The following is a 16,199-nucleotide window of genomic DNA, read 5'->3' on the forward strand; positions in this document are numbered from 1 at the left end:
ATTTATTGATTCAGCTTACTGAAAAAGATATTATAAATAACTGCCGTAGTATAACATTCAATCGAGGATCAGAGTATTATTCCAAAAATAATGTATCCTTTATTTCATCAGATTTAATAAAGAATAATTATGATATGAGTATAGTTAATATAGATGCAGCCGTTTGGGGGTCTTACGGTTCTTTATATGATGTTGTAATCTCCTTTAATGAAAAAAAAAGATTTCTTCATTTATACTGTGATTGTGAATACCATCACTCAACAGGTGATATGTGTAAACACATGGTTGCGGTACTTTTAAAGTACATCAACAATAATAAAGGGAATTTCACACTTTTTGGGAACCCAGTTGATAAGTCTTCAAAATTTCTTGATATGGTTGAAAAAGAACTACAAGGAATAACCTATAAAGATAAACTTTCTCTTCAAGTGAATTTGAAAATTGTCAAAACAAACCACGAAACACTTTTTACAGCGGATCTTAAAGTTGGACTTAAAAAGCTATATGTGATAAAAGATTTATCACAATTCTTATTCAATGTTAAAAATAAGCTTTCTTTAGAGTTTGGGAAACTCTTTAACTATGATCCAAGTACTCAAGAATTTAATACTGAAGATAGAGAAATTATAGATTTCTTTATAGAGCTTGATGAAATAAACTCCCAGTATCTTAATGTGCCATATAACCATAGAATAATCCGCGGAAAAAGTGTCATTCTTACTGAGAGAAGCTTTAAACACTTACTTGATCTTTTACACAACAAAACATTTACTGGTGATTTCTTTAATGTGACTATTGCTAATATGACTATCTTTAAAGAAAAATTGCCTTTGAGTTTCAAGTTATATAGAAGTAATAACCTCTTTGTTATCAAGAACGATGAAGAAATACCTATCCCGCTAATTTCGGATCATAGTTATTATCTTTATGATGGTAATATTTATTGTCCACCTGACAATCAGAAGAGAATATTCAAACATTTTTATAGCAGTTTCAAAGAAAAGAATGAAATTACAGTTCGGGAAAAAGATTACCATCGTATCAGCTCAGTAATATTCCCAGCAATAAGTGAGCTATGTACAGATGTTAAGGTTCATAAAGATATAAAGGAAGAGATTAATACCTCTCAACTATCAACCTCCCTGTACTTAGATAAGGAAGGTCATTCTGTTAGTTGTAGAATAAAGTTTTCTTATGGTGAAGAAAACTTTAATCCATTCAGTAAACAGAAAAATATAGGTATGATATTCAGAAATATGAACAAGGAGAAGAGTATCATTGATTCTCTTAAAACTATAGGCTTTTCACTTATGAAAAATGAACGACTATTTATGGACAATGAAGATGATATCTTATCATTACTTAAAAATAGTTTTGATAACCTTCAAAAGGATTGCGAAATTTTCTATTCTGATAGTTTCAGGAATATGAAGGTGTACGGGAATACAAAGATTCATTCTCAAGTACGTATAAATGATGAGGATCTTTTAGAGTTCTCATTTAATATTGAGGGAGTAGATCCTACTGATTTTAAGCACTTAATTTCATCTATAAACTTTAAGAAAAAATATTTCAGATTAAAAGACGGAGGTTTCCTGAATCTTGGTAATGAAGATACTCAAGCTTTCTTTAATAGTCTTCAATATTTAGGAATCAACGAAAGTGATTTTAAAAAGGAACGCTTCATACTTCCAAAATACAAGGCAATTTCAATGAAGAACATTCTAGAGGATAATGAACTTGTAGATATGGAATTTGATAATAATTATAGAGAGCTAATGTTAAAAATCAATAACATAAACAATGAAGAATTTGCAGTGCCAGACGCCCTTTCTAATACTCTTAGAGATTATCAGAAGACAGGATTCTCATGGTTTAACACACTATCCTCATGCGGTCTTGGTGGAATTTTAGCCGATGAAATGGGTCTTGGTAAAACACTTCAGGCAATATCATTTATTCTTCATGAGAAAGAGAATGGTGTAAAAGCACCTGCCTTAGTTGTTGCTCCAACATCACTCAGCTACAACTGGGAGAGCGAATTTAACCGTTTTGCAAATAACTTACGCACCTTAGTTATCTCAGGAAACAAGAAAAAACGTGTATCTCAAATTAATTCCCTGGATGATTACGATGTTGTTATAACATCATATCCATTGATAAGATCTGATATAGAGGAATTAGAAGAAAAAACTTTCTCATCCTTCTTTATAGATGAGGCTCAGTTTATTAAAAATCACGCTTCGATGAGCGCTCAAGCAGTGAAAAAGATAAATAGTAGTGTGAAATTTGCATTAACTGGTACCCCTATTGAGAATAACCTCAGTGAATTATGGTCCATATTTGATTTCATAATGCCTGGGTATTTGAACTCATACACGAACTTTAAGAATCTATATGAAACACCTATTTCAAAAGAAAATGATGATTACATCCTTAAGAGACTAAATACTGTTATCAAGCCATTTATACTGAGAAGACATAAATTAGATGTACTTGATGAACTTCCACCTAAAATAACACAGGAATTCGTAGTTGAACTCACAGATGAGCAGAAAAAAATCTACTCTTCTTTTGTTGAAGATTATAAAAACGAACTTGATACTTCAATTAAAGATGTTGGAGTTAATCAGAGCAAGTTTAAGCTTTTAGCTATACTAACTAGGTTAAGACAGATATGTTGTGATCCATCAATTTTTATTGAAGATTATAAAGGTGAAAGTGCGAAAATAACAGCGCTCTGTGATATTGTTCAGAGCAGCCTTCAGGAGAATCACAGAATTCTAATATTCTCTCAATTTACATCTATATTGAAAAATATAAGAGAAAAATTCACTGAACTAGGAATATCATCTTTTTATCTTGATGGCTCAACCCCTAGCGAAGATAGGTTAAAGCTTGTTAATAGATTCAATGAAGGTGAGAATGATGTGTTCCTTATATCCTTAAAAGCAGGTGGTACTGGATTGAATCTAGTAGGTGCAGATACTGTTATCCATTTTGATCCTTGGTGGAATCCTGCTGTAGAATCTCAAGCTACAGACAGAGCTCACAGAATTGGTCAGGTTAAAACCGTTGAGGTAATAAAGCTTATTACCAAAGGAACTATAGAGGAGAAAATTGCAAAACTCCAAGAAAAGAAACAGGAGTTATTTGATAATATCGTTGAAAATGCTTCTGACAATAATATCCTTAAATCAATGAGCGAAAGTGATATTAGAGACTTATTTAGAGAATAATCGTTATATTTCTACAATTGTACACAGTCTTAATATATGTTATTATATTTAAGATTGTGTATTTTTTAGATTTATAAAAGGAGATTAAATTAATGTATGAATTAAATCAAAAAATGGATTCCTCTCTTAAAGACAACATACTATCCGGGTTAACTGTTGCACTTGCATTAGTTCCGGAAGCTATTGCTTTTTCATTTGTAGCTGGAGTTGAACCATTAATAGGTCTTTATACCGCATTTATTATTGGTATTATAACTTCAATTTTTGGTGGAAGACCTGGAATGATATCTGGTGCTACTGGTGCCATTGCAGTAGTAGTTGTTGAATTAGTTATATCCAATGGTATTGAGTATTTATTTGCAGCCGCGATTTTAATGGGTATACTCCAAATTTTAGCTGGAGTTTTGAAGCTTGGAAAATTCATAAGACTTGTGCCACACACTGTTATGATTGGATTTGTTAATGGATTGGCAATGGTAATATTCATATCTCAATTTGAGCAATTTAAAGTAGGCCATGAATGGATTACAGGTTCTGAACTTTATATTATGATTGGGCTTATACTATTAACCATGGTAATTATTAAATTTTTCCCAAAGATCACAAAAGCTGTGCCATCTACATTGGTAGCAATCATCGCAGTTACTCTATTAGTTAAATTTATGAATATAAATACTAAAACTGTTGGTGATTTAGCATCTATTTCTGGTGGACTACCAAAGTTTCATATCCCAAATGTTCCATTTGGTTTAGATCTAATAATGACTATTCTTCCGTATTCCGTAGTTATGGCAATAATAGGTCTTATTGAGTCATTAATGACAATGAGCTTAATTGATGACACAACAGGAACAAGAGGACATGGAAACAAAGAATGTATCGGCCAAGGGTTTGCAAATGTAGTATGTGGTTTGTTTGGTGGCATGGGCGGATGTGCTATGATAGGCCAAAGCATGCTAAATATTCAGTCAGGTGGTAAGCGTAGAGCATCTGGTATAACAGCCGCTTTATCCCTTCTTGCATTTATATTGTTTGGTTCTGAATTAATATCTATGATTCCTATTTCAGCATTAGTTGGTATAATGTTTATAGTAGTTATAGGCACATTTGAATGGTCTTCATTATTTATGCTAAATAAAATTCCAAAATCTGATGCGCTTGTTATTTTAGTAGTTTCAGTAGTAACCGTATTTACTAATTTAGCAGTATCTGTTGCCATAGGTATTATCCTTTCCGCTTTGGTATTTGCTTGGAATAAGGGTAAAAAGATTACTTCTACCACAACAATTGAAGAAGATGGTGTTAAAGTCTATATTTTAGATGGCCCACTATTCTTTGGTTCAGCTAAAAATTTCTTAGATTTATTTAATGTTAATGACGATCCTGATAAGGTAATTATAGACTTTTTGAATTCTCACGTTCACGATCACTCAGCAATAGAAGCTATAAATTCACTTACTTCTAAATACTTAAGTAATGGTAAAGATATTCACTTGCGACATTTAAGTCCTGAGTGTAGAGAATTATTACGTAATGCTGAAGAGATTGTCAATGTTAATATATTAGAGGATCCAAATTATCACGTTGCTACCGATTCATTAGCATAAACATTAATAAAAAACTGTTTATAGCCCCTCGGATTTTCCGAAGGGCTTTTCTTATATAATTTTCCTAGATATTTTTATCAAACACTATTTAATTTTCACATGAATATCTTTATTATATATTTTAACCTCTCTTAAAACCTTCAATCTAATTTTTTCTACATCTTTAACATTATTAAAGTATAATTTAGTATTATTTCTGTTATCTTCATCAGGTTCGCTATAAATTAATAATTCTCTTTCCCCATCTTCGGTATATCTTACGCCTTCTTCTATAGATAAAGTTACAATACATCCTCCATTTTCTAATTCTTCAAAATCAACAAATGTAATATTGTTTTTATATGCATCACATACTGTTCTTTCAGATAGATTTATTATAAGTGGTTGCTCTAGTTTTTCATAATATGTTATATTAATACTTTCTATATATAATTCTTTGGATTCACTAAAGTAATTGCTCTCAGTTGTAACTGTATAATTTACTTCTGATTCTTCCTTCTCATTAGCAATGTTACTTGTGCTCATTAGCCATGTGCTAAATCTGCTCTTACCATCACTTAATCCAAATTCAATTGATATCGACTCATCATAATCACACTCAGATTTATCCATTAAGTTATCAAAATGAAGCCTGAATTCATTATTCAATGGTGATATTCCCAACTCTAGAAGAATTATTTTAAACTTATCATCTTCATATATTTTTTTATTGAACTCTATTGTACTAGTTTCAAATGGTATAGGTTCTATTGGAAACTCCACATTCCATGAATATCTAACTTTCCTTTCTTCTTCTATCACCCTCAGAAATTCTTCATGACTCAACTCTTTGAGGCTTGTTGGCTTATTTGATGTTATCTCTTCATCTATTTTCTCCCATGGAATGAGTTCGGCTGATAAATTAAGATTTTTCACAGAATCAATAGCAACGTCAGACACAGTAAAATCATTCTCCCTGATGCATCCTTTTATATAATGCACACCATTTCTCAAACTTTTTTTAACTCCTGTGTCAACTCCATTTACCCCTGTAATATAATTATTACCCTCCGAAAGATTATATTTAGACATTACATAATAATCCTCTTTACTCCTTGTCTCATAATAAATGACAATACCCTTATCATCGCTCACAAAGCTATTAACTATAAATTCCACACCATCGTTCTCACATTTTACATTAACATTTTTAATGAGTCCTAATTCCTCTAATACAGCCATTGATTTATTCCAATGAAGATACTTAAAGGCAATCCCTACACCTGGTACTTTTTCAATTTCTTTAGCTATTGTTGGAGATAGATTTCCTAGAGTGACAGTTACTATCATTAACGCAACCAAGCATTTACATATCATGCCTGCCCCATTTTGATATCTTCTTTTATTTACTCCTTTTGAAATATATGTTGAAATATTATCTGGAACTTTTATATCATCTAGAGAACTTTTTAAATTGTTATCATAATTATCTTGCATGTTCAATTCCCTCCTTAAATACATTTCCTAATAGCTTAATACCTTTATAAAGCCATGTTTTCACTGTACTCTCTGGACTATCTAAAACCTCTCCAATATCTTTTATCTTCATATCCTGATAATATCTCAGAATTATCACTTCTTTATAAGGACTTTCAAGATTTTGTACACACTCTTGTATATATAGTTTGTCTGCTTTTGATAATCCTTCATCACAAGCCATGTCATCTCTGATTTCACTGAGCATAACAACCTTTTTTCTTTTCTTTATTTCATTCTTACAGTAATTAATAAGAACTTTAATTAGCCAAGCTTTTTTATTCTCTATCTTTTTAAACTTCTTTTTATTCTTATATCCTCTATATGCGGTTTCTTGAACAGCTTCTAGTGCATCATGTTCATTTCCAAAATAACTATAAGCTATTCTATAAAGCACTTCTTTATTCTGTTCAATTTCTTCTATGAAAGAATTCTTACCCACACTGTATCACTCCCTTCTTTCTATAGAGAATCCATAGTTAAACTTTATTTATACATATCTCAAAATCGCAGTGTTTCAATAAGTTTTGAGTGTGTATAAATTTAGTTTTAACTTGAAATCTCTAAACTGCAGCATTTATATAAATATTAATATTTTCACTCTTATAACAATTCAGAGGCAAAAAAAGTTTTAACTTTTTATAATTTTTTCTATTTTTATTTTAAATTACATTATCCCAAAATAAAACACACATAAAAAAACTGAGATTAATTTTATTACTATCCACTAACCTCAGTCTTTAAAATTATTTTATTTTTAAGTTACATTCAAATGTTCCTATTTCTTTAAGTTCCTCAATAGTAAATTCATATTCCTTTGTATCTTTATCTGCATAAATAAAATATCTCATTTTTTTATAATCTTCTTTATCATGTATACTCTTATATTTAGGATCTCTATTAAACCACATCCTCTGCATCCTCATTTGAACATCATCTTTCCATCTTAAATCCACATTCCAAACACCCACTTCTCCATCGTAACTCACGTCAATTATATCTATACAATCCTTAAATGTCTCATTAACTGTTTTATTCTCTAAATCAATTTTAAGCTTTTCATCCAATATTTTCTGTTGAGTAATGGTATATGAAGTAATATATAGGTTCTTCTCATCGTCAAAAAACATACTTTCATATCTATACTCATTGTCACTGTCCTTATCTCCGGAAATTGAGCTACCCAAACCACGATAATCCTTAACTCCATCCGATAAATTTATATCGCTTAAGTAATATCCATCTACAATATTATAATTCATGTATGATAATATTGTTGAAAAAGGATTAATCTCAATCTTTCTTATATAAAATTCAACCCCTCCCCCTTTGAGATATTTACCTATATTAATTCTCTTAGGCTCTTCTTTTTTATACATATTCCTATCAAATTCAAAAGATACATCATACTCTGCGACACTACTTTTATCCTCATATTCTCTATTATTCGATATGTCATTATCACACATATTATCCAATTCAGTTTTACTCCATAGATCAAATGCAAAAATTAATTTTTCTCCACTATATACTATAGAATCAAATAATTCTATAGTAAAAATTCCATTGACTACAAACTCCCCATCTTTATTCTTTGATAATTGATTTTGATGTCCTAGCCAATTTCCTGAGCTAAAATAATGCCCATCCTCATTGCTATTACCAAATCCTCCAATATCATAATATCCTTTTCTGCTTTTCACTTCATAAAATAGTATAGCCTCTTTATCGTCATAAGCAAAATTCTTTATAGTCATTGTAATATCATTAAATTTCTTCTCAATTATTTTATCACTATTGGCACTCTCTACTAGGCTCTTATCAATATTTCTTTTCTTATAAAAAGAGGAATAAATGTCTCTAAGTATAGGAATAAAATCCAATTGCTGAGCCAGCGTTTCTGAGAAAAATCCTCCACCTAGAAAAATAACCAATGCAACAGCCACTAACTTCTGGGATAGTATTATTCGACCTCTTCTTCTTCCTTTTTTTATTCCTGTATTAATAAATTCATCAGCTCTATCAGGAGCTACTATACCATTTGCATTTATCTTTTCATCTTTATTACCCAACATTACTATTATCCTCCTCCATTTTATTTCCTAACATCTTAATACCTCTATAAAGCCATGTCCTAACAGTATTTTGGGGTTTGTCCATCTTAATTCCAATATCCTTTATCTTCAAATCCTCAAAAAATCTCAACATGATAACCTCTCTATATGGCTCTTTAAGATTCATAATACATTCTCTTATATACATCTTTTCCTCTTGAGACAATCCAATATTTATCTCTTCATCTTCTCTTACCTTGTCAACAGAAATCATTCTTCTTCTCTTTTTAATTTCATTAATACAATAATTAGTTGTAATCTTAATGAGCCATGCTCTTATACTTTCTAAGTCTTTAATATTCTTTCTATTCTTATATGCTCTAAAAGCAGTCTCTTGAAGTGCTTCAAGTGAATCATCTTCATTTCTGAAGAATTTGAATGCTACACCATAGAGCACTGATTTATGTTTTTTAATTTCTTCGTAAAGCTCATCTCCACTCAGTTTCTTTTCCATTTTCTCAGAGCTCATAATAATCCCCTTTCTTGACCAGTCTTTTTATACTTATCACATGCGATAAATTAAATTACACTAAATAGACAATCTATTTAGTAAAAAAGTTTCATTAGTTATAATTCTTTTATAATTTATTTTATTATAACAAAAATAGTAAGAACTTCTTAAGTTCTTACTATTTTTCTTAAACACTATTTAATTTCAATAAGTTCATCTACAAAACATATAAATTCACTCTTAATCAGCCCTATACCTTTAGCGTAATATTCTACTTTGTATTCTCCATCACTGAAAAAAGTTGTAACTTCAACCACCTCTTTAAATTCTCCTGCTTTAGTAAATAATTTTTCTCCAACCCGAGTAATCATAGATATAGATTTTTCAAATGAATCATTAGTCCAGCTTGTCCCTATTTGAATAGGTTCTTGTAGAATTATTTCTTCACGATTATTAGGCTCTTCCCAATTATCCGTACCTTCACTAGCATATATCCATTTTAATGTACCATTATTAAAAGAGTATTTCTTGGACATCTCTCCTACTCCAGTATTACTGAATTTTTCATAGTATATATTGTTATTAATCTCAACTATCTCTCTTGAAAATCCACCATTTTCAAATCCACCACTATAGCTATAAATCTTTCTTGGTTCACCTATAAAGTCTGCTACTGTATAATCTCTGTTTTTCATTACCTCTTCTCTATAAATAATATCTGGAGCATGTACATGATCCAATACAAGTGGTTTTCCTTCATACAGAAACTTTACTCCGTCAATCCATTCTCCACAGTAATCTGGTTGTAGAAAAGTATATTTTAATTTACTTTCTGTAGCTCTTCCTCCTGCACTTCCTGCAAAATATCTACTCATCCACACATTTGTATTTGCCTTAATATTACTCTCACGCTCTTTTAAGTTTATTATAGCTACATACTTTCCATCAACTTCTTTAATTTCTTCAACAATTATATGACCTTCATTAAAATAATGATTCTCCATATACTTTGCCAGTATCTCAATATTTTTATCTATACCATTTGAAGAAATTAAAGGCATCCAAGAAATCAACTCGGTATTATCTACATTAATATCATAACCATATATTGGAATGACATTAATATCATTTTTACTTTTGTTAACTGTCTGCGATAATATTTTAAATAATTCATCATAGTCTTTATACTTTTTTAAATCTTGAATTTCTTTATCACTCAAGGTTTTATCTTCTTTAAGCTTGTCCAATTGCGCAGTTCTTTGCTCAAGAGTCTTTCTCAATTTCCTATTCTCAGCTTTTAATTCTTCCAAACTTAGATTTAATTCCTCTTTTTCCTTATAAGCATTCTCATTGTCTTTCTTTAAACTTTGAAACTCTTCTTGAATTTTGTTTATCTTAATTGGCTCATCTATTGTAACAACACTACTATCATTACATCCACTGACCAAAGACATTATCACTAATGTACTAAATATTATGCTTAGAACCTTTTTTCCTCTCATATTTAAACTCCTACCTTTTAAATGTGTCTATTTCAATAATCTCTATATTTGTTATTTTAACTTATAATTTGGAAAATTAATTTACAAAAAGGTTAAATTATATATTAATTCTTATTATTTCTAGTAATTGGACATATATTTTATTTATTGATAATGTATCCTTTATTGTGTGTAATTTAGAAAAGACTTATTTGTACATTATTGGATTCAAGTAAAATGTTTAATTCTTAATAAAACGATTGAAATTCTATTGTACAAAAAAATGTAGGTTCTGACACCAGTCAGAATCTACATTCATTCTTCATTCTTGATTTCTTTTTATACAATTGCTGCTTGTTCAACAATATTATTAGGAATATGTTTTCCTAATTCATCCCACACTTGGTTTTTATCAAAAATATCAATTGGGATTGCTTTTGTTTCATTTTCACTTTGAAGTATAAGCAATAATTCTCTTGATTCTCTCTCTAATTTAACATGCTTTATATCTTTCCATTTCATGTTTATTTTGTCATAAACTAAATTACAGTCAATTTGATCTCCATCCATATCTATTTCTGCCTTCATGATTAATTTTATATAATTCCTTGAGCTTATGTACTCCAAACAGAGTAACCCAAGAGGTATTAGAAAAAGAAGAGGTTGCTTTAAGTACAAGCCAGGAATCACCAATAAACAATTAATCACCATTATTTCAATAATTTTGTCTTTTTTTGCTTTGAATACATGTTTCATATGAATCCTCCTCGTTAAAATATTCAGAAAATTAAAAATCTTCCCTCATTTTAATTATATCACATATATCCATAACTTACTATATATTATTGTAAAAAAAACCATTTTTTAGAGTATTTTTTCTTAGGTTCTTTATCTATATTCTTTGCTATTTTTCATCTATTATACTATTCCTGTAACAACATCCTATAATATGATCATTTACTAATCCAACTGCTTGCATATAAGAATATATCGTTATTGATCCTAAAAATTTAAATCCCCACTTCTTTAGATCTTTTGATATATCATCAGATAATTCTGTTTTAGAAGGTAATTCTGAAATTTCTTTCCACTGATTTATTAAGGGAGTTCCACCAACAAATCTCCATATATATTTATCAAAACTCCCGAACTCCTGTTGTATTTCTATAAATCTTTTTGCATTATTAATTGAGGCCTCGATTTTCTTTCTATTTCGTACAATCCCTTCATTCATTAACATTTCATTTATCTTCTCCTCTGTGTAATTACTAACCTTCTTAACATTAAATTCATCATAAGCCTTTCTGTAATTCTCTCTCTTCTTTAATATTGTTATCCAGCTTAGTCCTGATTGTGCTGATTCTAACACTAAGAACTCAAAGTGAACCCTATCATCATGTACCGGTTTTCCCCATTCCTCGTCATGATATTTTATATATATTTCTTCTTTCCCTACCCATTCGCATCTTTTCAAAAGTATTTCCTCCAATTCATTTAGTAACTTACCTATATTTTTATATTATACCATTCTTCTAATTTACTCCTATTAAAATTATATACTATTGTAGGTTACACTTACATATTATCAAAAACTTTTCAGAAGGCTTTATTGTTAATTTTTTTCATATATAGTAGAATATAATTATAAAAACAAAAAAAGGGAGGAAATATTAATGTGGAATTCGCGCATAACTAAAAGATATCTTAGTGTCTTAACAATGTTATTTATGCTATTCTCAATATGCACACCTATATTTGCAGATGAGACAAGCACTTCAACTACAGAAGATGCCAAGGTTATCCTAACTCTATTAGGAACAAGTGACCTTCATGGTGCAACAAACAGCTGGTCTTATGAAAATGATAAGGATTATGGAAATGTCGGACTTGAAAGAGTATCAACAATCTACAAAACAATCAAAGCAGAAAACCCAAACACACTTTTATTAGATGTTGGGGATACAATCCAAGGAAGTATTATGACAGATGATTTATATAATAGTAATGCTGATGAAAAACAACCTATGATAGATCTTATGAGTTTCATAGGATACGATGCTATGACATTGGGAAATCATGAATTCAATTTTGGAACTGCTCTTATTAAGAAGTTTGAAAAAGAAGCAAGTTTCCCGATTCTTTCAGCTAATACTTATTACAAAGAAGATGGTTCTAACTTTGTTAAACCTTATGTTATAAAAGAAGTAGCTGGAGTCAAAATAGGTATTCTTGGATTAACAGTTCCAAGCATTCCAAGATGGGATGGCCCTAAAGTAGAAGATCTTAGATTTGAGCACATGGCTAAAGAAGCTAAAAAATACACAAAAATTCTTAAAGAAGAAGAAAAGGTTGATGTAATCATATGTCTTGCTCATGCTGGATTAGAAACTAGACATGAAACAGACAATAGTGATGCTGCTAAATTTATTCCTGAAGAAGCACCTGAAATATCCGCACTGTTCTTAGGACATGACCATTCACAAGTTAACACTGTAATTAATGGCGTTCCAACAGCTGCACCAGTAGCTAAATACGGACAAGCCAATGAAGTTGCAAGAATAGATTTAACTATTGAGAAAATTGATGGTGTTTGGACTGTTACTGGTAACGAGATTTCTCACATAGAATTAGCAAATTACGATCCAGATTCTGAAGTTGTTGAATACGGTAAAAAATATCACGAAACAACTTTGAAATTCTTAGAAAACACAATTGGAACAGCTACTGCTGATTTCCATCCTGCTTCAGAAGTTCCTGGCATTCCTGAAGCTCAAATTAGAGATACTGCTCTTATAGACTTAATTAACGATGTACAACTTGAAGTCACTGGTGCTGAGGTAGCTGCTGCTGCATTATTTAAGCCTACTTCAAATCTTAGAAAAGGTGATTTAAATTTTGCTAATGTATTTGATATTTATAAATATGCTAACAAACTTGTAGGTGTTGATGTAACTGGAGCTGAACTCAAAAAATATATGGAGTGGTCTGCAAGTTACTACAATACATTCAAGCCTGGCGATTTAACAATAAGCTTTAACGAAAATATAAGAGGATATAACTATGATATGTTTGCTGGAGTTGACTATAAAGTGGATGTATCTAAGCCTGCTGGCAATAGAATTATTGACTTAACTCTTAATGGTAAGCCTATAACTGATGATCAAATAATAAAACTTGCTATTAACGACTATAGATACAGTGGACTAAAAGGAAAAGGCATGATAACTAATGATCCTTATTTCAATTCAGATCCTAATACACTTAGAAGCTACATCAAAAATTATATAGAAGAAAAAGGAACCATCACTCCAAAGACTGATAACAACTGGGAACTTATAGGATACAATTGGGATAAGCACTTAAGAGAAACCGCTATTGAAGCTGTTAAAGCTAACTCTATAAATATTCCTCAATCTAAGGATGGTAGAACAACAAACGTTGCTTCACTTACAGTTAAAGATCTTCAAGCTGCTGGCTTAGTTACAGTAGATATGACTTATGTTGTAAAATACGGTGATACACTTGGTAGCGTCGCTGAATTATTTACTGTAAGCCTTGAATCTGTAATAGAAGCAAACTCATTTGATAATGCTAACCTAATATTCCCTGGAGATAAAGTTATCATTCCAGGCAAGGTTCATGATGATAAATACAACACTTATATTATTAAAGCTGGCGATACATTAGGTAACATTGCTGAAATGTATGGTACCCATTACGAGAAGATAGCTAAATTTAATAATATCAATAATGTTAATTTAATAATTGAAGGACAGAAAATAATAATACCTTCAAATTAAAAAACTCAATAAAGCCTAAGCAAATTAACCTTGCTTAGGCTTTAACTTTTAATAGTTTTAATTAATTTTCATCTCTCTAATGATATCACTAATTTTTTTAATATTTATTTTATGTGAATTATTCATTTTTTTATTATTTAACCATCTAGCCATCTCAGGCAACTTCATTATCCTATTATCAATGACATTTACTTGGCATTCATTATTACTAAAAACTACAAAACTTAAAACTGAAACATTATTAATACCCATCTTCAATAAGTTATACTTTAAGCATTTTATATGCCCTTCATTCTGCATTATTGGATTATAAAAATTTTTCTTCTCTCCGCTTCTCTTAATTTGATACCAATTCTTATCATGTATCTTTCCAAAAACATTTCCACTGAGATTCTTATTCTCAATAACTAAAATTCCATAAGAAGTTACAATTAATAAATCAATTTCAGTACTTCCATCATAAAGTGGAATTCTTATGTTTTTAAATATCTTATAACCTTTTTTCTTACATATTTTTTTTAATACCTTATAAGAGGTTCTTTCTCCTATCTTTCCAGCTTTATTTATATGATATGTTTTAAGCCACCTTTTATAATTTAAATAAACATATATAAATATTAGTAAAATCGGTATCCAAATATATTTCATAGTAAAACCTCCTCTCTTTCTTATATTCCTATGGTAAATCTAGATAAAGTTATTATATCATACCAGTATTATACTGGTATGATGGTATAATACTATAATTAAGATTTTAATTTAAAAAAATAAGGAGATGTTACTATGAAAGAAGTAATCATATTTTCAACAAAAACTTGACCTCATTGTCAACCAGCTAAAGATTATTTAGCAAGCAAGGGAGTCTCCTTTGTTGAAAAAGATATTCAAGCAGATACCGATGCAAGAAAAGAATTAAGGGCTCTTGGTTCAATGTCTGTTCCAACTATAAAAATTGGTGACGAAGTAATTGTTGGATTTGATCAAGGAAGAATTGATAAGATTTTAGGCTTATAGAACATAAAAGAGGTGATAGCAGATGCTATCACCTAAATTTATTGAAAAAATCAAAATATATTATTTATAGTGTACATCCATCTGCATTGATTTTTCTACTTTGTTATTTTTCAAGAAAATAATAAGCGTTATTGGTAATATTATCGCTGCTACTCCAATTATAATATAAAATAATTCTAAACCAACCTTTTCTGCAATAATTGTTATAGCATATCCCCCTAGAAAATTATAAGTCACGTGCATTATAATAGGTGCCCAAATGCTTTTTGTTTTCTCATATGCAATAGCTAGTACCACTCCTAGGAAACAAGCATATATTCCTTGTAATACATTCATATGAGCTATTCCAAAGATAATTGCTGAAACAACAACACACCATCCAATTTTAAGATGACTCTTAAGAGAATTAAAAATTAATCCTCTAAATAATACTTCTTCGAATACTGGAATTCCAATAATCATAGAGAACATTCCTATCCATGCCATAATTACCTCTACACTACTCCTAGTGTGAGTTAATTCCCCTCCAGTATTTTTAACAGCATCTGTTACACTACTTATACTTTCATTTATTGTTGCATAATCAGTAAAAAAGTCTTGAAGAAGCCCTACAACTAAAGAACTCAAAAAAGCTAAACAAGTCCCCATTATAATTATTAATGTTGCATTTTTAATACTAACTTTTCTTACCCCACAGTATTTAGCAAGAGAATTCTCTTTACTCTTTAACATAAAATGATAAATAATTAAAGTCAAAAGTGCAGCAAATAATGTTATTGCAAATACATTTTTTTGTATTATTTCTTCTGCATTTACACTTATGTTACTTATATCCCCTGTTGCACCTACGTAAGCTACCAGACAAATACCAACAAAGGCACCTACCACAATCTGCATTACAAGATATATCACAAAATATAACACTGGTTTTTTTAAACCTTTTAATAATTTCATAATCCCCTCCATTAATTTAAATTA

12 protein-coding genes and 1 pseudogene are annotated in these 16,199 nt (G+C 30.0%); 4 read left to right on the forward strand and 9 right to left on the reverse strand.

What is annotated here, in order from left to right:
* The first annotated feature begins 5 nt into the window (after nt 1-5).
* Both KDK92_RS02490 and KDK92_RS02495 read left to right on the forward strand, forming a co-directional pair.
* Nucleotides 6-3,239 carry an SNF2 helicase associated domain-containing protein gene (locus KDK92_RS02490; protein ID WP_250857460.1) on the forward strand — a complete coding sequence of 1,078 codons (3,234 nt, stop codon included), beginning with the start codon at nt 6-8 and terminating at the stop codon, nt 3,237-3,239.
* Between the two features lie 92 nt (nt 3,240-3,331).
* Nucleotides 3,332-4,846 carry a SulP family inorganic anion transporter gene (locus KDK92_RS02495; RefSeq protein ID WP_250857461.1) on the forward strand — a complete coding sequence of 505 codons (1,515 nt, stop codon included), beginning with the start codon at nt 3,332-3,334 and terminating at the stop codon, nt 4,844-4,846.
* Nucleotides 4,847-4,930: 84 nt separating this feature from the next.
* Here the strand turns inward: KDK92_RS02495 and KDK92_RS02500 are convergent, their stop codons facing one another.
* From KDK92_RS02500 to KDK92_RS02530, 7 genes are all read right to left on the reverse strand, one after another.
* Entirely contained in the window at nt 4,931-6,322 is a 1,392-nt protein-coding gene (locus tag KDK92_RS02500; protein WP_250857462.1) for a DUF4179 domain-containing protein, read from the reverse strand.
* The gene (locus KDK92_RS02505; RefSeq protein ID WP_250857463.1) at nt 6,312-6,803 is read right to left on the reverse strand and encodes a sigma-70 family RNA polymerase sigma factor; all 492 of its coding nucleotides are present in this window, start codon (nt 6,801-6,803) and stop codon (nt 6,312-6,314) included. The genes KDK92_RS02500 and KDK92_RS02505 overlap by 11 nt, the downstream gene beginning before the upstream one ends.
* Before the next feature lie 304 nt (nt 6,804-7,107).
* On the reverse strand, nt 7,108-8,436 hold the full coding sequence (locus KDK92_RS02510) for a DUF4179 domain-containing protein (RefSeq protein WP_250857464.1): 1,329 nt from the start codon (nt 8,434-8,436) through the stop codon (nt 7,108-7,110).
* Nucleotides 8,426-8,929 carry an RNA polymerase sigma factor gene (locus tag KDK92_RS02515; RefSeq protein WP_250857465.1) on the reverse strand — a complete coding sequence of 168 codons (504 nt, stop codon included), beginning with the start codon at nt 8,927-8,929 and terminating at the stop codon, nt 8,426-8,428. Before KDK92_RS02515 ends, KDK92_RS02510 begins: the two co-directional genes overlap by 11 nt.
* 191 nt (nt 8,930-9,120) lie before the next feature.
* A complete protein-coding gene (locus KDK92_RS02520) occupies nt 9,121-10,428 on the reverse strand; it encodes a hypothetical protein (protein WP_250857466.1) in 1,308 nt (435 codons plus the stop codon).
* A 318-nt stretch (nt 10,429-10,746) separates the two neighbouring features.
* Nucleotides 10,747-11,163, reverse strand: coding sequence for a hypothetical protein (locus KDK92_RS02525; RefSeq protein WP_250857468.1), 417 nt, complete (start codon nt 11,161-11,163; stop codon nt 10,747-10,749).
* A gap of 148 nt (nt 11,164-11,311) precedes the next feature.
* A complete protein-coding gene (locus KDK92_RS02530; RefSeq protein WP_338115239.1) occupies nt 11,312-11,887 on the reverse strand; it encodes a DNA-3-methyladenine glycosylase I in 576 nt (191 codons plus the stop codon).
* Between the two features lie 193 nt (nt 11,888-12,080).
* On the opposite strand from KDK92_RS02530, the gene KDK92_RS02535 reads away from it, so the two are divergent.
* Complete coding sequence (locus tag KDK92_RS02535) at nt 12,081-14,207, forward strand: 5'-nucleotidase C-terminal domain-containing protein (protein WP_250857470.1); 2,127 nt, start codon at nt 12,081-12,083, stop codon at nt 14,205-14,207.
* 57 nt (nt 14,208-14,264) lie between these two features.
* Here the strand turns inward: KDK92_RS02535 and KDK92_RS02540 are convergent, their stop codons facing one another.
* Nucleotides 14,265-14,855, reverse strand: coding sequence for a nuclease-related domain-containing protein (locus KDK92_RS02540; RefSeq protein ID WP_250857471.1), 591 nt, complete (start codon nt 14,853-14,855; stop codon nt 14,265-14,267).
* A 183-nt stretch (nt 14,856-15,038) separates the two neighbouring features.
* Between KDK92_RS02540 and KDK92_RS24885 the strand changes: the two are divergent.
* Nucleotides 15,039-15,221, forward strand: a pseudogene (locus KDK92_RS24885) (glutaredoxin family protein); the annotation flags it as partial.
* Between the two features lie 60 nt (nt 15,222-15,281).
* On the opposite strand, the gene KDK92_RS02545 reads toward KDK92_RS24885, so the two are convergent.
* Entirely contained in the window at nt 15,282-16,175 is an 894-nt protein-coding gene (locus tag KDK92_RS02545; RefSeq protein WP_250857473.1) for a CPBP family intramembrane glutamic endopeptidase, read from the reverse strand.
* Nucleotides 16,176-16,199: the final 24 nt, after the last annotated feature.

The organism is Oceanirhabdus seepicola, from assembly GCF_023684385.1.
Taxonomy (GTDB): Bacteria; Bacillota; Clostridia; order Clostridiales; family Clostridiaceae; genus Oceanirhabdus; species Oceanirhabdus seepicola.

Coding starts and splice junctions, on each gene's coding strand:
- KDK92_RS02495 (WP_250857461.1), top strand. CDS start 3,332: ATGTATGAATTAAATCAAAAAATGGATTCCTCTCTTAAAGACAACATA.
- KDK92_RS02500 (WP_250857462.1), bottom strand. CDS start 6,322: ATGCAAGATAATTATGATAACAATTTAAAAAGTTCTCTAGATGATATA.
- KDK92_RS02510 (WP_250857464.1), bottom strand. CDS start 8,436: ATGTTGGGTAATAAAGATGAAAAGATAAATGCAAATGGTATAGTAGCT.
- KDK92_RS02515 (WP_250857465.1), bottom strand. CDS start 8,929: ATGGAAAAGAAACTGAGTGGAGATGAGCTTTACGAAGAAATTAAAAAA.
- KDK92_RS02520 (WP_250857466.1), bottom strand. CDS start 10,428: ATGAGAGGAAAAAAGGTTCTAAGCATAATATTTAGTACATTAGTGATA.
- KDK92_RS02525 (WP_250857468.1), bottom strand. CDS start 11,163: ATGAAACATGTATTCAAAGCAAAAAAAGACAAAATTATTGAAATAATG.
- KDK92_RS02535 (WP_250857470.1), top strand. CDS start 12,081: ATGTGGAATTCGCGCATAACTAAAAGATATCTTAGTGTCTTAACAATG.
- KDK92_RS02540 (WP_250857471.1), bottom strand. CDS start 14,855: ATGAAATATATTTGGATACCGATTTTACTAATATTTATATATGTTTAT.
- KDK92_RS02545 (WP_250857473.1), bottom strand. CDS start 16,175: ATGAAATTATTAAAAGGTTTAAAAAAACCAGTGTTATATTTTGTGATA.